Here is a 22,591-nt window from a genome sequence, read left to right on the forward strand (position 1 = left end):
GTTTATATAGTAGTATTCCCAAATCCAAATTTATGGAGTTACGAAAACTGCTCAATATACCGTTCTAAGATTTTGGTTTGGGAATACTAGCTAGTAATCCCATCTCCCAAATCTCAGATTTATGAATCATCAGCCAGTTGATGCAACCACCGCCACCAGTTTTTTACCAATGGTGTCGGTGGTTGTTCCTATTTATAACGGTGAGGCAGATTTACCAGAATTAATCAATTGTCTGTTGTCTCAAACTTACCCAAAAGAGCGGGTAGAGTACTTGTTGGTGGACAATAACAGTAGCGATCGCACTCTCAGTATCCTCGAAACATCTGCCGAAAACTGCCCAATTAAAATTCGCCCCTTGAGCGAAAACCAAATTCAAAGCTCTTATGCTGCTCGAAATACTGGAATTCGCGCCGCTACGGGTGAAATTATCGTTTTTACCGATGCAGATTGTCGCCCACAACCGCAATGGCTAGATGCATTAATTCAGCCTTTTGTCAACAAAGAAGTGGTAATTGTCGCTGGGGAAATTTTGGCATTACCAGGCAAAACTCTGCTAGAACAACACGCAGACCGTGAAGAAACTTTGTCGCAAAAGCATACCCTTAACCATGCCTTTCGTCCCTATGGACAAACGGCTAATTTGGCGATTCGACGCACTGCTTTAGAAAAAGCGGGTTTATTTCGTCCTTATCTTACCACTGGTGGCGATGCCGATATTTGCTGGCGGATTTTGGGGGAAAACATCGGGCGTTTAGAATTTGCCCCAAATGCGATCGTTCAGCACCGCCATCGCGCCACACTCAAAGAAATGCAAAGTCAATGGCGGCGTTATGGACGCTCAAATCGCTATCTGCACGAATTACACGGTGTAGATTTGATGCGAGATATGACACCCAAAGAATACGGCTATCGTTTGGTACGTTGGTTATTGAAGGAAGTACCAAGGGATATTAAAAAGGCGTTGGCACAGCCCACCGCAGGCATCGCAGGTCAAGCCACCCTTGTAGATTTATTAAATACCCCCATTGGTTTGTTCACAGCGAGGGCGCGGACAGCTGGGCAAAGAGATGCCAAGCTGCCAGAGAATGCCAAGATAATCGATCGGCTGTAACAATACTAAGTAGAACAGGGTAAATAATTAAAGGTTTGTAGTGAGAACTTTAGTTCTCAAATCAGGACTAAAGTCCTTACTACGAACTGATTTTCGCTAAAGTTACATTACTTTACATAGTTTGTTTTTTTCAAGTCGTTCTACTTAGTGGTTTATCAAGCTAACTTTGCCGATTGAGGGTGGGGAATAATAAGTGGGAAATCAAAGTTATGGTTCATTAGCTACAATCACTAATGAATAAAGAGGCAGGCGGCTATCCCAGACACCCCTCTTATTGGGATCGGATTTCTGCCGATTTTCTTTGAAATCATGCAAAATCATTTTCATCCTTGAATTCAACAACCCCTAAGAAAAAACAAACGCTCTTGTCAAGCCCAAAGGCATTGGCTAAAACGATTTTAATTACTTATCAGCAACCTTGTCTTTAATTGTTTCTACGGCTTTCTTAGCCACGCTATCTGTTACAAGAATAGGGGTTTGTGAAATTCCAATCATGTACACCTCATTGAGGTTATGATGCTTCTCTAAAGCAGCCTCATGAATGGTAAAGTAAGTGGGCGTACCAGTATGCACATAATCCGGCATCCTTCTTTTATTGCGATCGTACATTGCTTTAAAGAAGCCAAAAACTGGATTTGGATTTTTGTCTACTCCAGCTACTCCACCAATTCCAAGTTCAGCTTCTGGCGCTTCATTAGATGGTGCTGGTTTTATAACATTTCCCGTTGGAAATGGCAGCATAGTTACAAAATCTTCCGTGTTTGCAATTCGCCAGTGCTGAACCTTTAAAGCTTCAAAACTAGCTGCAAATTGTCTATCCCCGCATCGAGGACTAGCAAAGGTGTACAGTACAACGTTTTCAGGATTTGTAAATTGGGTGTTTTTCAGAATATCTGGAATTGCTAATGTTGCTAATGCTCCACCTAAACTGTGTCCTGTGACAAATACTTTAGCATTCTGCGACTTCTTCCACTTTTCATTAAGTGCATCAATAAGTTTCTTCCGTAAACTTACATAAATGCCTCTAAAACCTGCTGTTACAAACCCAAAATTATTATCAATATTGGGGATAATAACTGAACCTTGATTTTCCTGTAAAATCCCTTCTGCAATTGTATCTTTTATCTCCACTATTTCATGATTTCTATTAGTACTATCTTTGAAAGAAACAAGCTGAACATTTACATCTTTAAACCATTCAAGAAAGCCTCTAGTTCCACGAAATATTACATATATATTGTCAGTACCATCTTCAGAGGCAACATATCCAAAGGGAACACCATTTTCTGCAAATTCAGTGTGTAGTATAAATGGCTCCTTAAGGTTAAATATTTGTGAGTTATTTTTTAGTTCAAATAAATCGAACTGATTATATGCATACTGCGTTAGCTCTGCCAATTTTCGAGCCATTTGAGCATCAAAACCTTTAGGGTAGGTATTGATATCCAGTTGAGAAATAATTATTCTGTCTGTTGACTGGTTTGTATCAGTTAAAGATGGCATTAGTTTTACCTCAAGCTCAGAAAGATAGTTAAAGAATTACGAGAATGCGTGCAACAAGTCCTGTAACGTTTTTGATTGTGGTTAAAATATCCACAGTATTTTGTACTAATTTCCCAAGTACTTCTAGACGCTCCTCGTCAACTTGGGCAAGTTTTTGATAATCCTCTATTGTTTGATTTAAAATTCGGTCATTGCGTAATAGTTGCTCGGAAGTAGTATCAATGCGGATATTGCTTGCAGTATCAAGTAATTTATCAACTGCATTGGTATACTGACTTCCTGCATTAGCAAATTTTTTGTATTCATCAGTTGAACGACACCCCGTTGTTATCGATGCAATCAATACAAAAATAATGACAACTTGATGAAGGTTTTTTTGGATAATCATTGTAGAATCCACAAAAATTTATACCTTGTTATGCAAGGTAGATTTAACATCCTAATTAAGTCAACTTAAATGACTCTAGTTCCTAGTCTCCCAAGCATAGGAGACTGGGTTCGAGAATGAGAGCTATCAAAGTGTTTGCACAATTCTCATATTCCCCTCACAACGGGATTTTTAACTTCCTTCGTTATTAGTTAGATTTTCGATCGGTGCGATCTTCCAAATACTCTAACTGGGTGGTATAAAGTTTGTCGGTCGGAAAAGGTCGGGAAAAGGTCGGGTCTTTTTGGTAGATTTACGTAAACTTTTGCAAAAAAATCAAGTTTATCGTGGGAATATTGTAGTTAGCCTGTATTACTACGGAAATAAATGACGGTTGAAGAAGCGATCGCAATCGTTGAGCGATTATTGAAACGGGGACGCTTAACGAGAGCGCAAGAGATTGTATTTCGCTACTCCTGGGAAGGGAAAACTTACCTAGAAATGGCGGGAGAAGTCACTTATGACCCAGGTCACATCAAAGATGTTGGTTCGCAACTATGGCGATCGCTATCTCAAGCTTTAAATGAAAAAGTTACCAAGAATAATCTGCACGGAGTCCTAAGCCGAACCGCACAGAAGCACAATGGTGTAAACACCTCCCCAACTTTCACACCTCGCATCGATTGGGGAGAGGCGATCGATGTTTCCCAATTCTATGGACGTACTGCTGAATTAGAAACCCTCAGCCAATGGATTGTCAGCGATTGCACTCGTCTAGTGGTACTGCTAGGTATGGGTGGTATGGGTAAAACCGCGCTCTCGGTAAAGTTGGTAGAACAATTACAGGGAGAATTTGAATATGTGATTTGGCGATCGCTCCGACACGCACCTTTTTTTCATGACAAACTGACGGACTGCATCAAAATTCTTTCCAATCAACAGGCGATCGCATTACCTGCTGACCCTCACGAGCAAATCACCTGTTTAATTGAGTCCTTTCGTAAATCTCGCTGTTTGCTGATTTTAGATAACTTTGATACTCTGTTGCAGCATGGTAAACAGACAGGCTGTTACCGAGAAGGCTATGAATCCTACGGTGAACTTTTGTGGCGATTAGGAGAAACTCGGCATCAAAGCTGTGTTCTACTCACGAGTCGGGAAAAACCTGCTCAAGTTGCGGCTTTGGAAGGTGATGGTTTACCAGTTCGTACCCTTGCTCTCTCAGGATTAGAAATCGCAGCCGGAGAAACAATCCTCTCCCTCAAAGGGCTATTAAGTACAGACCACGAAACCCGCCAACTAATTGACTGTTACCGTGGTAATCCCCTAGCGTTGAAAATTGCTGCAACTTCAATTCGAGACTTGTATGAAGGTAGCATTATCCGCTTTTTTACTGAAGGGACAACGGTATTTAATGGAATTGGCAATCTCATCGATCGGCAATTCCAACGACTCTCTGTCTTGGAACAACAAGTCATGTATTGGCTGGCGATTCACCGGGAAAGCGTTTCTGTGGCAGAATTGCAAACCAATCTTGCAGCACCAGTGTCTAAACCTAAGTTAATAGAAGTGTTGGAGTCTTTATGCTGGCGTAGCTTGATTGAAAGCAACACTGGGGGATTTACACAGCAACCTGTCGTGATGGAATATGTGACAGACTGTTTGATTGAGCAAGTCTGTCAGGAAATTGTCACGGAATCGCCGCGATATCTGCTGAGTCATGCCTTGATGAAAGCTCAAGCAAAGGACTATATCCGCGATACTCAAATTCACTTGATTGTGCGGCCTATCCTGGATCGACTGCAAGTAACCCTTGGCTCTACTCGTCAGCTTGAGCATAAACTTGGCAGACTAATTAATAAATTGCAAGATGAAGCTATAGATACAGTTGGGTATGGTGGTGGCAACCTGCTGAATTTGTTGGCTCAATTAGAAACCAATTTGACTGGGTATGATTTTTCCCGTCTCAACATTCGTCAAGCAGATTTGCGGAGGCGCAGCCCAACCCAGGCAGCGCTCAACTTACATCAAGTTAACTTTACCCAAACAACATTTCGAGAGTGTGCATTTGCTGCAACCTTTGGCGGTATTACTAGCGTTGTCTTTAGTCCAGATGGATGTTGTCTTGCTACCAGTGATACCAACGGTGAAATTTATATTTGGGATGCCAACAACGGCAAACAACTCTTTAGCTGTAAAGAACACAACAGTTGGGTATGGAGTCTTGCCTTTAGCCCTGTGTATCCCGTCTTAGCGAGTTGCGGTCAAGATTACACTATCAAACTTTGGGACACTACCACAGGAAAATATCTGAAAACGCTGCATGGACACACCAGCATCGTCATAGCCCTGGCTTTTAGTCCTGATGGACAAATTCTGGCCAGTGCTAGCGACGATCGCACGGTTAAACTCTGGGATCTGACAACAGCAGAATGCGTGCAAACTCTAGAAGGACATGACAAGTGTGTGTGGAGTGTCGCCTTTCATCCCACAGGAAAAACCCTAGCAACATCTGGTGAAGATAACACAATTAAGTTGTGGAATCTAGAAACTGGGTGCTGCGTACAAACTCTTCAGGGACATCAGCATTGGGTAAAAGCGATCGCTTTTAGTCCAGGAGGGGAAAGGTTAGTTAGTGGCAGTTTCGATCGAACGGTGAAACTTTGGGATCTGCGGACTGGGGTGTGGATGTGTGTGATGACGTTGCTAGGACATACAGGATTTGTCACATCAGTAGCATTTAACCCCAAAGGGGATCGAGTAGCAAGTAGCAGCTATGACCAAACTGTGAAGATTTGGGATATACATACCGAAAAATGTCTAGATACCCTAAAAGGGCATACAAACCGGATTTGGTCAATTGCTTTTCATCCCCAAGGACGCTTAATCGCTAGCGGTGGAGATGACCATGCAGCTAGAGTCTGGGAAGTTTCGACTGGACAGTGTACCAAAACCATACAAGGATATAGAAATGCGATTTATGCGTTAGCATTGTCCGCCACAGGCATCGCCCACAGTTGGCAGCAAAACCTTCTTGCTAGCGGACATGAAGACCAGACAATCAAACTCTGGGATGTCAACCTCAATGCCCTGCAACAGTTAAAGCTTGGCCTCCAGCCTTTTCGTGTACTCCACGGACACAGCAATCGGGTCTTCTGTGTTGCATTTAGTCCCAACGGACAATTTCTCGCCAGTGGCAGCGCCGACCGGACTATTAAACTTTGGAGTCCCCATACAGGAAAATGTCTGAATACTTTGCACGGTCACGGGAGTTGGATCTGGGCAGTTGCTTTCAGTCCAGACAATAACTTACTTGCTAGTGCCAGCCACGACCATACAATCAAGATTTGGGATGTGCATTCTGGCGAATGTTGGCAAACATTGCAGGGGCATCCTGGATCTGTGCTAGCGATCGCTTTTAGCCCTGACGGCAAAACTCTATTCAGTAGCGGTCATGAAAAGATAGTTAAACGGTGGGATGTTGAAACAGGAAAATGTCTAAATACTTGGGAGGCAGACTCAAACCGCGTTTGGGCAATTGCCGTCAGTCCAGATGGTCAATACATCGCCACTGCTGGGGATGAACAGATAGTAAAATTGTGGGATATTCACACTGGAAGTTGTCAGCGAGTATTCCAGGGACATACTGGCCAAATTGTTTGTATCCTCTTCACCGCCGATGGCAGCCGAATGATTAGCAGTAGTAGCGATCGCACCATCAAAATTTGGCATCTAGCTACTGGAGACTGCCTTGCGACACTAGACAATCATCAAAATTGGGTATGGTCGCTCAGTTTGAGCCACAACGATCGAATTCTCCTCAGTGGTAGCCAGGATGAAACAATCAATTGCTGGGATCTTACTACAGGGGAATGCTGGACAACTTTACGGCCAGCCCGTCCTTATGAAGGCACAATTATTACAGAAGTTAAAGGGTTGACTGAGGCAGAGATGTCAACTTTAAAAGCTTTGGGGGCGATAGAGGTGAATTCAGATTGTTCAATGACTGTCAACTTTCGCTAAATTGGAAAAAGGAAAACTCAAGGGAATTTTAAATGTCAGCACAATTGTTACTGGTAGATGATGAACCAGGGATACGGGAAGCCGTGAAAGACTATTTGCAAGAGAGCGGTTTCAGCGTTCAAGTCGCCAGTAACGCCCTTGAAGGTTGGGAATGGATGCAGATGAATACACCTGACTTAGTAATTTCCGATGTGATGATGCCCCAGGTGGATGGCTATCAGTTCCTCAAACAACTGCGAGAAGACCCCCGCTTCCAGGCACTCCCAGTAGTATTTTTAACTGCTAAAGGGATGACAGGCGATCGCATCCAAGGCTATCACGCTGGTGTTGATGCCTATCTACCCAAACCCTTCGATCCAGACGAGTTAGTGGCTATAGTCGAAAATTTGCTAGCCCGCCGCGCCGCTAAGGCCGCAAGTACGGGAGATGATGCTGAAACCCCCGATCTTGCTGAACTAGCTAATCAGATTGCCCAAATTAAGGCATTATTAACTCAAAGAAATGCTATTTCCCAATCGCCAGCCCCTTTTAAAATTGATTTGACACCGAGAGAACAAAGTGTTTTAAATTTGGTCGCTGAAGGGTTGATGAACAAAGAAATCGCCCGTCGTTTAGAAACCAGCGTCCGCAATGTCGAAAAATACGTCAGTCGTTTGTTTAGCAAAACTGGCACTAATAGCCGTACAGAGTTAGTTCGTTTTGCTCTAGAACACGGTTTGGCTAAATAGGGATTGGGGATTGGGAATTGGTTATTTTCCTATCCCTGTTCTCGCCATTCCCCATTCCCCATGTCCTCTTATCTTTTGACTTGTGAGTAATTGGTAATAGGTAACTGGCTGCTAAACCATAACCTACTACCAGTAATACATAAAACATAAGTATTTCAGCAAATCAGGCACTTAACTAAAGCAAAAAGCTAAAAGGAAGGTTATTTATATTTACTTTGGTCTTTTAGGTTTTCATTGGATTTGCGCCTGTTGTCCAATTCCCCATCTGTAAAGACACAGAATTTTGTTATTCCTACAATGTTTTGATAAAAACTCGGTAAAATGCACCCGGCTGAGTTTATTCTCAGATTCTACCAGTACCCTTTGCTACAAAGTTTTTAATAGAGGAGACTGTTCCTGGGACTTTGCGCTGCTAAATAAGACTTTCGTAAAGTAGAAATCACAATATTTTATGAATTCTACTTGCTGATTAGTTTTTATGGCAACGGGGCTATCGGATCAACATTTGATTTGATACTCAATTCATGCTTTTCACCAGTTAAATTACACATTCAAATTGGGGGATTTTCAGCAGCATTACGCAAGCGCATAAGCTGACGACGCATTTGAGGTGAAGCTTTAAACTCAGACACTTCTTGGGCTTTAACGGACGCTTGTAGCGTCTCTAGAAAGTCATCAGAACCTTCAGTTAAAGCATCAAGTAGCACCTGTAAGAGTTGCTCGCGATCGCTCAATAGACTCTTTTCCTCAATCAACCGGAATTTAAGATGGATTTCGCACTCATAAACACCTACTTCGAGATTATTTATCTGGCGTGGTAATGCTTTGGAGTTCATAACTATTGAGATTCCTTTACTTGGTTGTCATGAGGGTAAGGAGGTAGATGCCCAGCAAAAATTCTTTATATCCCTTTTGAATCCAAAGTGCTTGAATTAAGAATTTTTCTTCATCAATCACTTTTGTATTCCATTTTCCTCTCCTGTGTTTTTTTTACAAGCTCAATTTTCACTGTCTAGATTTTGATGTTCCTGTACCAGATGTAGCTTATGGTAAGCCATAACTATTATTCAGTTTTTAAGATTCTACACAATAAAGTTTCTGTAAGATGTTGTTCAACCTTTTTAAAGGTTTTTACATCAACTTTATGTTAACGTCAATAAAAGTTTGACTTGCTACTCTAAATTTGGTGTTTATACGTAAGTAAAATCGCTTAATTTTTTGGAACTTATTACAGCCAGAGGTCGATGTAGCGCTATTCAGTAAAATTACTTGATGTACGTTTTTTGCAATAGAAAATCCCGAAGAAATTGATGAGCGCAATTATTAAGGTAAAGACTTTTGTTCTCTAAGAAAAAAAATTACACAGATCGAGTTATTCTTGGCGAGTCCCTTACCCTACTGGCTTTTAGACTTGAGGAATAGGAAAATTTTAGCAGTAGGTAAGATTAGCACATCGCTTTAAGTTGTTTGTATACTCCAAATGAAAAGATTTTATCAAGTAATTTTTACAGAAAATAATTGGACTACTGTCAGTACTAGCAACTAATTGCGTCTTCAACTCCTAACAAAAGGAGTAAGTTAATCAGTACAGGTGATATTTTTACTTATGCTCATTCAATATACCCTTTTGAAACTGCCTTCAAAGCTTGTAAATTGAGAGCATTCATAGCTTGAATATAGCGTTTACAATAATTTCAGTGTAATCCACCCAAATCTTACACCTTCTTATGGATAACCCGATGCTGCTCAAGTCCACAACCCGGCATGTCCGCATTTTTGCAGGCGAAATTGACCGGGATGGCGATCTAGTTCCCAGTCAACAGGTCTTAACGTTAGATATTGACCCAGATAACGAATTTAACTGGAATGAAGATGCGCTGCAAAAAGTTTATCGAAAATTTGATGAACTAGTAGAAGCATCTAGTGGCGAAGACCTCACGGACTATAACTTGCGCCGTGTGGGGTCAGATTTAGAGCATTATTTGCGATCGCTCCTGCAACTCGGCGAAATCAGCTACAATCTCTCTGCCCGCGTTACCAACTACAGTATGGGAGTTCCTCAAGTTGCAATTGACAACAAGCAAACTGCCTGAACCCTGCTGACAATTCAGGCGATCTGGAAAAACCTACGAAAACCTAACCCCTTTCCCGACTAGGGCAAGGGGTAAATTCCAAGTATCTCTCCTGTTAGGAGAGATATTTCGAGGCAGGTTTTCTTGATTCGTCAGGTACTTTTGCCAAAATTGTATTTGCTATTCTTAATTCTTAATTAAAGTTAATTCTTGCTATCTTACTTATAAACTAAATAAATGCCAACATTATCTGTCTCTTGATGATGCGATAATTCAGCAAAAGCTTGGGGCGCAGTTATGCTTGGGTTATGCTTTGGTAACAGGGTTGGAGCTACTTGCTTTGGCGATGAAGAGTCACAGAGCAATAGAAGCTATGATGAGGCTGTAGAGTTGACTGAGGAGCGGATTTTTTGGATAAGTTAAGTATTAGCACCTGCTGATATCCGCCAGCTAAAATCATCATCTAAAGTCTGGATATGTCAAGTTTAAGAAAGATGAGCGGTCTAGATTGTCCCTACTAATGCTGTTAAAGAAATTGCCAATCGCTGATCGGTGCGAAAACTATGGAAAATGACGCGGCAACGCTCTACTGTCCAAACGAAAATTGTCGGGCTGCCAACCCCCTGACTCACAAGTTTTGCCAGCGATGTTCCACGCCCTTACCCAAAAATTATCTCTGGGCTGTGGTAGATGGCCCAAGTGTGGGTAGCCCTGGAGAAATATTAGCCGATCGCTATTTAGTCATTGATAAATTTGTTCTTTTAGATACGAAACCTGGTTTTATATCTCTAACGCCTGAGTTAGAGAATTTACAGCCTCTAAGAGCTTATTTGAGACTCATTCCCTACCGCTTACACGTACCGCAGGTATATGGAGTCCTATTTATCGCTGACGGTTCTTCCCATGAAAGAGAAATATTGCTCTTAGAAAAACCGCCACTATTAATAGATGACACAAGCCAAAAAGTGCATTTGGGTAGTGAGTTAACCACCGCTTGGCGTGATGCTACATCGATGCGCCAACTCAATTGGTTATGGCAAATAGCTCATCTGTGGCAACCTCTTGCAAGTGAAGGTGTCGCCTCTAGCTTGCTTGACTCATCTGTATTACGGGTAGAAGGATCGTTAGTCAGGTTGTTGGATTTGCGTTTCGACTCCGAAACATCACCAGAATTGCCCCAATTAGGCGAATTTTGGCAGCAGTTGGTTAGTAGTGCGAAACCAGCCATAGTTGAATTTGTTAATCGCGTTAGCCTTGCCTTAATTCAGGGAGAGATTAACTCAACCGACCAATTAATCGGAGTTTTAGATGGAGGACTGGCCGGGTTAGGGCGATCGCAAACACCCACGATCAAAATTATCACCAAAACCGACACAGGCCCAAGTCGCCAACGCAACGAAGATGCCTGTAGTCCTCCCAGTGGAACAATGGTGAGCAAACCACCCCAGCCAACAGCTTTAGCAATTGTCTGTGATGGCATTGGCGGACACGAAGGTGGTAATGTCGCCTCAAATTTAGCCATTGAAACCATTCAGCAGCAAGTACAGCAACTAACAAAAGTTCCCTACGACCACATAGACCCCTCACTACTGCTGAATGACCTAGAAAAAGCAGTGGCAATTGCCAATGACAAAATTAGTCAGCGTAATGACGGAGAAAATCGCCAAGGGCGGCAGCGCATGGGCACGACTTTAGTCATGGCATTACCTGTTGCCCACGAAATGTACATTACCCACGTAGGTGATAGTCGTGCTTACTGGATTACCCGCCAAGGCTGTTATCAAGTCACCCTTGATGATGATGTCGCTTCCCGCGAGGTGCGGCTAGGCTATGCCATTTACCGCGATGCTGTCCAACAAAGTTCTGCTGGCTCTCTTGTGCAGGCTTTGGGCATGGGTTCTAGCACTTCATTACATCCCACATCGACACGGTTTATGCTCGATGAAGATGCAGTTTTTCTCCTCACATCCGATGGTTTGAGTGATTTCGATCGGGTGGAGGAATATTGGGAAACAGAAATATTGCCGATTCTAGCTGGAGAAGCAAATATAGCAAGTGTTGCGGATAGATTAATCGAAATCGCTAATACTAAAAATGGACATGATAATGTCACGATCGCTTTAGTTCACTATCAAGTCCAATACTGGGAACCAGAAATTACCATCAAAGCCTTCATTCCAGAGAGTTATTCTGCCAAAACTGTTGATTTGGCATCCAAGGCGACAGATGTTCCCCTTTTAAGTAGCCCGAACCAGAAAACTCAGGTGATTCCAGACACCGAACCTGCTAAAACTCGCAGTTTACCGCTACAGTGGATTGTTCCTTTGATATTTGTGGTACTAGCAGGCTGTCTAGGATTGTTCGTGAGGCAACTGCGTGAGCCTGATGGCTCATGGCCCATTTTTGCCAATCCATTACAAACTCAAAATCCTAGCATCGAAGCGACACCCGAACCGCGATCGCTTGATAACCTTTCTCCAGGTTGGGTAATTAAAACCAACAATCAAATCCCCTTGAAAAATAACCAATCGCTTCCCCCTGGATCTTTTTTAGAAGCGATCGACACAAATCCAAATCCTAAACCTACTTCGGGAAATTTTGCAGTGTCTATGCGAGTCTGTGCCAATAAAAGCACCCAAACTCCAGCTAATACGAATAAACCAACAGTAACTACCTCAGTTCCACCCAATTTGAAACCTTTGCCGGAAACAGTATTGCTAGACTTATCCCAACTAAAACGTTTTGGTGTATCTGTTTTACAATCAAATGTACAAAATCCGTGTACAACCGTCACGCCAGCAACTCCATCATCCGACACCAGTCCAACTTAATCAAATACTCGATAAACTGGTAAAAACCTGGAATAATAACAGATATAACGAGAGTAAAAAACTTACAAGGTAAAAAAATAGAAACCTTTTACCTTGAAGAATTGTTATTTGAAATTATTTGTTTTAGCTTTTAGTTTTATGAATCCATGCCATCCCTGAATTTGGCGATCGCCCGTCTCCTAAACACTGGCACTGACAACTTCGCCATTTGGGTGGTCAAGGCTCCCTATCCGAGTGGCTACGTTTTGCGTGACTCTGTATGGCCTGTTGAACTCAATCAAGTTTGGCAAGAATGGCAGCAGATGTTTGCTGGCCATAGTCGTCTAGATATTTCCTCAAACCCAACATCTCAAAAGTCCAACCCATTCCCCATAGATTGGATTTCACCCCCTTCATCTCAGACTACTGGCCCCTACAGCAGTCGTCTGATGCAATACTTGGGAATGAATTTATGGCGCTGGATATTCGACGGGCAAATTCTTGGTAGTCTAGAACGCAGTCGCGGGATTGCTATGGGTCAGCATACACGTTTGCGCTTTCAGCTAGAAATTCGTGACCCGGATCTGATTGCTCTGCCTTGGGAAATTATGCAGCGCGAACCTGGTCAATCGGCGATGTCTCTTTCCCAAGATTTGCTATTTAGTCGTACCAGTAGCGAAGTTGACCCCTTACCTTATTTGCGAACCGATCAGGCTTTAAGTATCTTGCTAGTTTTAGGCCATGATGAAAAGCTGCAACTAGAACAAGAAGCGGCTATTTTACAGCAAAGTCTTCTAGATACACCTGTGGGTGGTAATTCCCAAAGATATGCACCTTGTATAGTAAATAAACTTATACAACCAACTCCACAGGAGTTGATTCAAGAATTAGAAACCAAAGCATACAACGTTTTCTTTTACGCTGGACATGGTTTGCCAGGGCCAGATGGAGGGTTACTATTTTTGCGACCAGACATGCCCTTGAATGGGATAGAATTGGCACAAGTTTTGACCCGTACAGGTGTGAAACTGGCGCTTTTCAACGCCTGTTGGGGCGCACAACCCGCTGCAATCAATCATCAAGCTATACCTGCCAGCAGTTTAGCAGAAGTATTGATTCGTCATGGTGTGCCTGCGGTTTTGGGGATGCGCGATGAAATCGCCGATCGCGAAAGCCATAGTTTTATTCAAGCTTTTACCGAAGCTTTGCGATCGCACAAACCAATTGATGAAGCCGTAGCACTAGCTAGGCAAGAGTTATTGACACTGTATAAATTTAATCAACCTGCTTGGACTTTGCCTGTTCTCTACCTGCATCCAGATTTTAATGGCGAACTCATTAAGAATCTAGATGAAGGTATTACCGAACTACCAGATACAGCGATTCCTGATATGGGTTCCCTGCTTCCCACTGCTTCATTGCGATCGCTCGCTCCAAAAGGGAAAACCTGGTTACTGCGTTATGGAGTCACCCGCATCGGCCGCACGAAAGACAATGATATTGTCATCGCCGAACCATCTGTATCCAAACGCCACGCCGAAATTTTCTGCCGTAATACTCTTACTGATGCTACATTGGTACGAACTTATTATTTACAAGATTTTTCTACCTACGGGACAACCTGGTTTTTAGGGCCTAATGGCTGGCAACAAATCCTCCGAGAGGAAGTCCCTTTGAAATCGGGAATGCAGTTAAAGTTTGGAAGTGCTAGGGGTGAAACCTGGGAGTTTATTATTGAAGACTCCTAGTGTAGCCACTGCGTGGGTGAATTTTGATGTTGAATATCAGCTTTTAAAATCTATTTTTCCCGAAGAAAAAATCAACTGTTTTTGCGGAAATCTATTTTGAAGGATTGTAGCTGTAAATACCACCAAATAATCGGGAGACAATAAAAAATGGCTAAAAAAATTAACGGCTCAGACACTTTCTCTTCTTTGCCATCTCAAGTAGATTTAGATTTATTAGAAGCGCTACTAGAACCAGACGATGCTACCTATCCCTGGAACCCAGCTGATGAGGAATCAGAAGCTTATTTTCAGGAATTAGAACAACAATTCGGAATGCAAGATTTACTAGAGGAAGAACTGACGACGCGATCGCAAGATTTTTATAGCAATCTAGATCCACTTTGGTCTAATGTCTCCCTCGCCTCAAGCCATCCTCATCACCCTCAACAGGCATTAGTGCTGAATCTTCAAGAAACACTCCGTACTACTTTTGCCGCCTGTGTCCCCCAAACATTGCTCAATACCATCGCCCAGAAAGCTGCTGAGATTTTTGCTGCCCAGCAATCAATGGGCGAACAACTAGTTGAGTGCGTTCAAACAGTACTACCAACTTGGGGAACAGAGGATCTTTTAGTCTTAGCTCGTCCTTTTGCCTACGCTATGCGGAGTAGCGAATCGAAAAACGCGGCATCTGCTATCAGTAGTCTTAATAATAGCGAATGGACAGCTTTATCAGAAGTAGAGAAAGCAAAGGTTAGTTTAGCGATCGCTTTTTATGCTTTTACTCAACTCAACCAGTCTCAGTCTGAACTATAAACTAGGGGACAGGTGACAGTTAATAGCTAACGGGCAATAGAAAAAGTAGAGAAAGCTATAAATTTTCATCATGCGCTGTTTTGGCGTAGCCCGCGCTTTGTACACACTCTGTTTAGAGCCATCTCTTGCAAAGATGTTGATTTAGATTACGCAGAGGCGGAAAAAAGAGTCGAAAATCAAGACTTTTGCAATAAGTTTGATGATTTTTACTTTTTAGGCATAGTTAGCCCAGTGTTAAATTACGGTACGCTTCTTTTCTAACTAGGCCATCTATCCAAAGATATAAATATTGAATAGTCATTGGGCATTGTTCTTAGCCCCCTGCACCCTGCACCCCTGCTCCCTTATCTCTTATTTTGGTCCCAAAAATCGGGTAGCAAAATTTTGCGATCGCGTTGGTGACAGTGCCCGTGCCTTGAGAATTGCCGCCATCAAAAAGGCGTAAGATAATACCCCAACAACTACCAACAGCAAGGCATTGATAGATCCTGTCGCATTCCACAGAGCGTGGAGCGCAGCAGCACTAAGATAACCAATAGAGAGAATTTGCCAACTTCTACTGGGCTTGAGAACAGCCAACCCGATAAAATAGCCCAGGTAGCCACTATAAGCCATGTGTCCAGCTACAGAGCCTAAAATTCGCGGAATTAGCAGTTGTAAACCCGCTAGTTGACCAGCAGCGCCTGTACCCACCTGTTGCGCCACATTTTGAGTGATATCCGGCACATACTGTCCGAGAGTTTCCAAGAGAGTGAAGCCTACAGCAGAAGCCGTTCCCAGAAGAATACCATCTAGAGGTTCCCAGACACCGATCTTTTCCCGCCAAGGTGAAGATAACATTCTACCGATGGCAAACGCGCCTAACACAGGTAATGCCTTCAGTAATTCCTCCATCAACCCAGCACCAAAAAACATCCGTACCAGCAATTCTGTGAAGGTGATAGATTCTTGGGGTGAAGGCAAGCTTCCAGGAAGGATGCCGCGAAACACAAAGATAAATACATCCAACACTGGACTGAGTAAAATCGCCGTTGTACCCAATGCCGCAGCCATTAGCACCCACCAAGGCTTCTGTTTTCCGCAAAGTTGGTAAACAAAATAGTAGGCGGCAAAGGCGATGTAAGTTGCGACGATAACTTGATTAGCTTGGGGCTGACCGACTGTAGCAAACATTAACACTACAAAAATTACGGTCAGTATTCCCGGTACAAGGTAAGCTTTACGAGTTAAATCTTTACCAGTGGAAATAATCGGGAAAAGCTGGGTGAAGCTAACAGAATCTGGCTGCTTTAATTGCGTGTGGCTGTGGTAGTTTGTCGCCGAAGGTAATGGTGTAACTTGGTTAACTGTTGTGGCCGGGGTTTGGTAAGTAAACTCGTACTCAAAAACGTATTGTGGGCCATCAGCACCTAGAGAAATGCTATCGCCTGGGTGCAATTCCTGACATTCATATAAGCGTTGTCCATTCAAATAAGTGCCATTAGCACTATTTAAATCACAAAGCACCCAGCTGAATTTGCTATCTGGGGATAAAGAGAGGGGACGAACCACTGCATGACGACGAGATACCATCCGGTACATCATGGCATCCAAGACAACTTGGCAGCTGGGGTCGCGTCCAATTACCATCTCTTTACTGGGGGGCAGCGAGTAGCGAGACTCCGATCCAGAAGCTGCCCCATTACCAGACACTAGCCGCAGAAATGCATTATGTCTTGCGTTTTTGCCTGTCATCGAGTTAGTGTGCTTTTCTAAATTAATTCTTCTTCATATATTTGGCAACAGGACTAACCTTAGCCACATTAACAGCAGCATTGCTAAATCCACTATAGCTTCACTTACTGCTAAGAAATTTAAAATTCTAGATGGGAAATTTCAAATTGTTTCACCTAATGTTAATAAGTATTCCATGTACTGAGAGTTTGTCCTAAACGGGCTTGTCATCCGGATAAATCAGACTGGATGGTTTGTCTGCTTTTGACATCCTAGCTGCAAATTTAACCCAAGGCAATTTATTAAAAAACAGTAGTTTTCACTGCATTTAGTTTCATTTAGAAAATATATAATTTCTGGTGGTCTGTTGTCAGTTGTTTTTGCCACAATCTATTAAAAGTAGAGAGTGGGAAATAAACTGCCCTGAATATTGCACCAAAATATTTTTGGTGTGTTGCTTCAAACCACTTTAGCCAGTTCTGGGTGTTCAATCTTAGTTCCAAGTACTATGAGGAATTCTGCCAGCCAACGGGGGTGAGCAGGCCAAGCTGGGGCTGTTACCAAATTACCATCAACTATTGCCTCATCAACAGGAATATCGACATAAAACCCTCCAGCACTTTTAACATCTGGACTACAAGAGGGGTATCCAGTACATCTCTTCCCTTGCAATACATCCGCAGTTGCTAATAACTGTAAGCCGTGGCAGATGGCAGCAATAGGTTTATTCGTTTGGGCAAAGTGACGGGTGATTTCTAGCACTTGCTGATTCAAGCGGATATATTCTGGTGCCCTTCCTCCGGGAATAACTAAGGCATCGTATGTTGTGGCTTCTACTTCTGCAAAGGTAGCATTTAAAGTAAAATTATGACCCGGTTTTTCGCTATAAGTCTGATCTCCTTCAAAGTCGTGAATTGCTGTCCGTACCTTGTCACCAGCTTTTTTGTCTGGGCAAACTGCATGAACAGTGTGTCCCACCATTTGTAATGCCTGGAAAGGAACCATCACTTCATAGTCTTCTACATAGTCCCCAACAAGCATCAAAAGTTTCTTTGCAGCCATATTTTTGACCTCCACTTATTAGTTAATACCAGTAGTCTAGAGTCAATATTTCTCAGTTGTTTATAAAATAAATATTAATATTAGAGTTTGGGACATTAGGCGTGAGCATCTGCACGAATTTTTGACACATCACAGCACTAACTCTGCGGTAATATATCATTTTTGGGCTGCAACTTTATAAAATGTAATGCATTCTACACATTTATAGAACTTACGCAAAACTATAGGCTGTAGGGGCAATTCATGAATTGCCCTCAGAAGAAAATTAGGGTTTCGGCTATTGCTTGCGTAAGTCTTGATTTATTATGTAATTAAAGCAGATCAAATTCTGCGATCGCTCTTTTAAAGTTTTTGTTTTCATGTCCTGGGCGACTGAGTTTAATTAAGGCAAAACGCTGTAAGGGTCTTAAAGCTGCCCAATGTTGCTGTGTCAGGGTTACACCTATTTCTTGAGCTTTTTCCTGGATGCTAGGTGGTACAGCGCTATCTAGCCATGCAGGATGTGGCTCAATGGGTAATTTTGTCGCTGGTATACCCGTGCGTTGTAGAATTAATTGTTGGATATGTTCGCGGTAAGACTGAATTTCGGTTTCTGTAGTGCAAGGTAATTCGACTAAAGCTTGACGCTCATCTGTAGTCATTTGATTCCAATCAGACAATTTTAGCTTGATGCCACAAGTATCTAAATTGCAACGCACTTGCATAGGGATACAACGCAGGGAATCAACAAAGTCTGCTTCAAATTCAAAGAAATCTGTCATAATCAAGTATTAAAAATTAAGGATTTTTAACTAGCGATAATTTTTATATTTAAGTTACAAAGATTAGTAATTAAAAACAAGATTTAATTAGCGATCGCATATTAATAATTTGTCCAGAATGCAGTTTTGGCTGCTCTTAATTATCAAGTATACTCTATTACTAGTAAGTAGATGAAGACTAAACGATATAGGAATCAGGTTTGATTTCTGAAAATATACGTAGGATGTGTTAGCGATAGCGTAACGCATCAAACCCGTGATAATTGTGCGTTACGAACTTCGTTCTAACACACGCTACAATACCTAATTTTGTTTAAAATCAAATAGGAGTCCTATATATTCCTAAGTATTATACCGAAAAATATGTGAATCAAGCTCTATTTTTAACGGCTGTTTCTGTCATTTTCTGTCATTACTGAGACGAATTATCAAGTAACTAATTGAGAGAGCGAGAATAGCAATTCCTAAACCAATTATATCAATACCTGAGACTTTTTCTAAGTCAAGAATGATAATTTTTCTGGCGACAGCAATCAAAGAAGTGACGATAACCAATTCAACCTGAAAAACGTGCTTCCGCAAATAAGCTGTGATATTTTCTAAAATTTCTAAAGCGATTAAAATATTTAAAAATAAGCCAAAAATCTTATACAAAGTGGTGTTAAACTTGGCATAAGGGGCTGTAAGTAACTCTTTAAAAATAAAAGCCGCTAAGTCTCCGATCGCAACTAAAATTACAACTACCATAAAAATAGATAGAACTTTAGAAACTAGCACTTCTACGTTTTCGATGATGTGCATGAAGTTCTCATCTTTAGTAGCTCCGAGAATTTGCCTCATTAACTTTTTCATTTGCTGCACCCTATTTCTAAATAAAATAAAATCCCATAGATAAATCTAGAGGATTAAGGTAATTCGTAATTGAGTTTTGTAACTCCTAAGCCTGACAAAAAACTTACCGATTAAGAGAGCTTATTTGCTTAAACCCCAGATTTGTTAAACAACATGACTTGTTGATACTTGGTAAGTTTTTTAGATGTTTTTTATTTTTTATCCATAGATAAAATCAATACTAGTAAAATCTATTATTACTAGATATTTTGCCTCTTTGAATATGGTAATTGGTAACAGTCAAAATTAGAGAGTCATAAAAAATGATAATAACTATTGACTATTGATTATTGACTAAATTACCTATTAATGATTGTTAATTACCTGTTTAGGAATAAGAATTAAATAACATACAATTTATGTCCGGGCCTTACCTCACGCTCAATCCCTCTCCTTATAAAGGAGAGGGAAGCTAGATAGAGGATGAAGTTTTGCATTTTATTTAATTCACGTTCCTTAGAGGTACAATTTACGGCTTACCATTGTGAGGACTGAAGTTGATAATCTTTGACTGTAACTTCTACAGAAATTGGGATTAGCTGCACTGCACAGGCTTTTAATTCTGGTTGCAAAGAATCGGGGCAAGATTCTGGATGGGTGAGGGCATTAACTTCGGCATTATCTGCCCACAGTGAACCCCAGTGCATGGGGACAAAAACTGTACCAGGTGCGATCGCTTTTGTCACTTTAGCAGGAAACTGAGCTTTACCTCGACGCGATCGCACTTCCACTTTTTGGTTATCTACAATACCTAACTTCGCAGCGTCACGGGGATGAATTTCGATAAACGGTTCGGGGTGCATCTTGCGAATTTTGTCAATGCGACCGGTGCGGGTTTGTGTGTGCCAATGTCCGTAAAGTCGCCCATTAGTTAGCACAAAAGGATAATCGGGGTCTGGTGGTTCTGCCAATCCCTTTGAGTAATATGCCCCAAATCGAGCGCGTCCGTCAGGGGTGTGGAAGCGTAAATCTGTATATAAACGCTTTCCAGAGGTTTCTCCCCCTGCTTCCCCTGCTCCTCTACTTCCCCTGCTCTCTTCTGGATGAGGCCATTGAGTCGGGCCTTGTGTCTGTAATTGCGCGTGACTGATACCTGTCATATCGCAGGGGCGATTTTGAGTTAGTTTGACGAATTCAGCATAAACTTCAGCAGAGTTAGCAAAGACAAACTCTTTTTCAAAACCTAATCTCCGTCCAACTTCGGCGAAAATTTCCCAATCGACTTTAGCTTCTCTTGGCGGTTGGCGAAATGCTTGACACAAAGTTACCACCCGTTCGGAGTTTGTCATCACACCAGTTTTTTCACCCCACTGGGCTGCTGGTAACAGAACATGAGCGTAGGCGGAGGTTTCTGTGGGATAATATGCGTCTTGGTAAATAGTGAAAGGCGATCGCAACAATGCCTTTTTAGTTCGCTCCAAATCTGGCATACTTACAGCTGGATTAGTAGCCGCAATCCACATTAACCCGACAGCATCATTTTCCAAGCTAGTAATCATTTCCCAAACACTCAAACCGGGATTGGGTGAAATCTGCCCTGGCTTGAGTCCCCAAAACTGCTCAACTTCGGCGCGGTGCTGGGGATTTTTCACTGTCCGATAACCCGGTAATAAATTCGCCAAACCTCCGGCTTCCCGTCCCCCCATTGCGTTTGGTTGGCCAGTGAGGGAAAAAGGGCCTGTGCCAGGTTTACCAATTTGTCCGGTCATCAGATGCAGGTTAATGATAGTTCTTACCTTAGCTGTCCCTTCTGATGATTGATTTACACCCATTGACCACAAAGACAGTACTCGTTGTGATTTTCCCCAATAGTGGGCTGCTGTTTCTAAATCTTCAATGCTAATTCCGCATTGATTCGCCACTACTTCCGGGGGATAGTGGCGAATTACTTCAGCATAAGCCGGAAAGTTGCTGGTGCAATCGTCCATGAACAGGGTATCGATGTAGTTCCAGCGCATCAACAAGTGGGCGATGCCGTTCAACAAATCGATATCTGTACCGGGACGAATGGCTAAATGTAAGTCGGCGGCTTCTGCGGTTGGCGTGCGTCGGGGGTCTACCACAATCATTTTCACCTTGCGGTTCTTTTTGTGATATTTCTCCAGCCGGTTAAAAACGATTGGATGACATTCGGCTGTATTAGTGCCAATTAAAAATGCACAGTCAGTTAACTCTAGGTCTTCATAACAACATGGTGGTCCATCTGCGCCAAAGCTTTGAATGTAGCCAGCCACAGCGCTAGACATACATAAACGGGAGTTGGCATCAAAATTATTAGTACCCAGACAGCCTTTCATCAGTTTCTGGGCTATGTAGTAGTCCTCAGTTTGAAACTGACCGGAACCATACATACATAAGGCTTCTGGCCCTTGGGTGAAACGGACTGTTTGAATGCGTTGCGTAATGAGATTAAAAGCTTCATCCCAACTAACGCGCCGAAACTCTCGATCTAAAGAGTCTCGCACCATTGGGTAATGTAATCTATTTTTATCTAAAGATTCTGCGATCGTTGCGCCTTTGATACAAACCATTCCCTGACTCGATGGATGGGCTTTATCGCCGCGCACCCGCCAAGTCGGATTTCCTTCACTATCTCGATTAGTTGCTTTGCCAAGTTGGGCTGGGGGTGAAACTTCTAGTCCACAGCCAACACCGCAGTAAGGACAAAGAGTTTTAGTAAATTCACTCATGGCTACCATTTTGTTATTTTGATTGTGCAACCCCAGATGTAGCGACAATTTAAAAACTTTATATGTTATGCAAAGACTCTTTGAAACTTTTATTACTTGGCGTTCTTGGCGTTCTTGGCGGTTCGATAAATAACGAACCGCCAAGACGCAGAGGGCGCAGAGAGAAGAAAAAGAGATTTTCCTGAATTAAGTAAGTCGGCGAGAAGAAACCAAAGTACGTTAAGTAATGTAAAAAATCTTGAGATTAGTTTGTAGTGAGGACTTTAGTCCTCATTTGAGGGCTGAAGCCCTCACTACAAACCTTGAATTATTCACAC

General features: G+C 42.3%; 15 protein-coding genes. 7 read left to right on the forward strand and 8 right to left on the reverse strand.

Features of this window, described 5'->3' with window-relative positions:
• The first annotated feature begins 121 nt into the window (after window positions 1-121).
• On the forward strand, window positions 122-1,111 hold the full coding sequence (locus CDG77_RS06815) for a glycosyltransferase (protein WP_094328646.1): 990 nt from the start codon (window positions 122-124) through the stop codon (window positions 1,109-1,111).
• 402 nt (window positions 1,112-1,513) lie between these two features.
• On the opposite strand, the gene CDG77_RS06820 is transcribed toward CDG77_RS06815, so the two are convergent.
• Together CDG77_RS06820 and CDG77_RS06825 are read right to left on the reverse strand one after the other, a co-directional pair.
• Window positions 1,514-2,614: a lipase family protein gene (locus tag CDG77_RS06820; protein ID WP_094328647.1), complete on the reverse strand. Its 1,101-nt coding sequence runs from the start codon at window positions 2,612-2,614 to the stop codon at window positions 1,514-1,516.
• Window positions 2,615-2,642: 28 nt separating this feature from the next.
• The gene (locus CDG77_RS06825) at window positions 2,643-3,014 is read right to left on the reverse strand and encodes a hypothetical protein (protein WP_223269725.1); all 372 of its coding nucleotides are present in this window, start codon (window positions 3,012-3,014) and stop codon (window positions 2,643-2,645) included.
• A gap of 354 nt (window positions 3,015-3,368) precedes the next feature.
• Here CDG77_RS06825 and CDG77_RS06830 point away from each other — a divergent pair, with 354 nt between their 5' ends.
• On the forward strand, window positions 3,369-7,004 hold the full coding sequence (locus CDG77_RS06830) for an NB-ARC domain-containing protein (protein ID WP_094328648.1): 3,636 nt from the start codon (window positions 3,369-3,371) through the stop codon (window positions 7,002-7,004).
• Window positions 7,005-7,036: 32 nt separating this feature from the next.
• Window positions 7,037-7,732 carry a response regulator transcription factor gene (locus CDG77_RS06835; RefSeq protein WP_094328649.1) on the forward strand — a complete coding sequence of 232 codons (696 nt, stop codon included), beginning with the start codon at window positions 7,037-7,039 and terminating at the stop codon, window positions 7,730-7,732.
• 551 nt (window positions 7,733-8,283) lie between these two features.
• Here CDG77_RS06835 and CDG77_RS06840 read toward each other — a convergent pair.
• Window positions 8,284-8,568: an Npun_R1517 family heterocyst differentiation transcriptional regulator gene (locus CDG77_RS06840; protein WP_094328650.1), complete on the reverse strand. Its 285-nt coding sequence runs from the start codon at window positions 8,566-8,568 to the stop codon at window positions 8,284-8,286.
• 891 nt (window positions 8,569-9,459) lie between these two features.
• On the opposite strand from CDG77_RS06840, the gene CDG77_RS06845 reads away from it, so the two are divergent.
• The 4 genes from CDG77_RS06845 to CDG77_RS06860 all read left to right on the forward strand — a co-directional run bounded on the left by CDG77_RS06845 (window position 9,460) and on the right by CDG77_RS06860 (window position 15,157).
• The gene (locus tag CDG77_RS06845) at window positions 9,460-9,825 is read left to right on the forward strand and encodes an NAD(P)H-quinone oxidoreductase subunit M (RefSeq protein WP_094328651.1); all 366 of its coding nucleotides are present in this window, start codon (window positions 9,460-9,462) and stop codon (window positions 9,823-9,825) included.
• Between the two features lie 542 nt (window positions 9,826-10,367).
• Complete coding sequence (locus tag CDG77_RS06850) at window positions 10,368-12,635, forward strand: PP2C family protein-serine/threonine phosphatase (protein ID WP_094328652.1); 2,268 nt, start codon at window positions 10,368-10,370, stop codon at window positions 12,633-12,635.
• A 146-nt stretch (window positions 12,636-12,781) separates the two neighbouring features.
• Complete coding sequence (locus CDG77_RS06855; protein WP_094328653.1) at window positions 12,782-14,362, forward strand: CHAT domain-containing protein; 1,581 nt, start codon at window positions 12,782-12,784, stop codon at window positions 14,360-14,362.
• A gap of 147 nt (window positions 14,363-14,509) precedes the next feature.
• On the forward strand, window positions 14,510-15,157 hold the full coding sequence (locus tag CDG77_RS06860) for a hypothetical protein (RefSeq protein ID WP_094328654.1): 648 nt from the start codon (window positions 14,510-14,512) through the stop codon (window positions 15,155-15,157).
• Window positions 15,158-15,508: 351 nt separating this feature from the next.
• Here the strand turns inward: CDG77_RS06860 and CDG77_RS06865 are convergent, their stop codons facing one another.
• The 5 genes from CDG77_RS06865 to CDG77_RS06885 all read right to left on the reverse strand — a co-directional run bounded on the left by CDG77_RS06865 (window position 15,509) and on the right by CDG77_RS06885 (window position 22,274).
• Window positions 15,509-16,891, reverse strand: a complete 1,383-nt coding sequence (locus CDG77_RS06865) for a PrsW family glutamic-type intramembrane protease (RefSeq protein WP_094328655.1) — start codon at window positions 16,889-16,891, stop codon at window positions 15,509-15,511.
• Between the two features lie 438 nt (window positions 16,892-17,329).
• Window positions 17,330-17,932, reverse strand: a complete 603-nt coding sequence (locus tag CDG77_RS06870; protein ID WP_094328656.1) for a DJ-1/PfpI family protein — start codon at window positions 17,930-17,932, stop codon at window positions 17,330-17,332.
• Between the two features lie 311 nt (window positions 17,933-18,243).
• Window positions 18,244-18,693 carry a nitrate reductase associated protein gene (locus CDG77_RS06875; RefSeq protein ID WP_094328657.1) on the reverse strand — a complete coding sequence of 150 codons (450 nt, stop codon included), beginning with the start codon at window positions 18,691-18,693 and terminating at the stop codon, window positions 18,244-18,246.
• Between the two features lie 399 nt (window positions 18,694-19,092).
• Window positions 19,093-19,545 (reverse strand): phosphate-starvation-inducible PsiE family protein, encoded by a 453-nt coding sequence (locus CDG77_RS06880; RefSeq protein WP_094328658.1) that lies wholly within the window; start codon window positions 19,543-19,545, stop codon window positions 19,093-19,095.
• Between the two features lie 515 nt (window positions 19,546-20,060).
• A complete protein-coding gene (locus CDG77_RS06885) occupies window positions 20,061-22,274 on the reverse strand; it encodes a molybdopterin oxidoreductase family protein (protein ID WP_094328689.1) in 2,214 nt (737 codons plus the stop codon).
• Between the last annotated feature and the right edge of the window lie 317 nt (window positions 22,275-22,591).

The sequence above is a fragment of the Nostoc sp. 'Peltigera membranacea cyanobiont' 213 genome (assembly GCF_002245975.1).
Taxonomy (GTDB): Bacteria; Cyanobacteriota; Cyanobacteriia; order Cyanobacteriales; family Nostocaceae; genus Nostoc.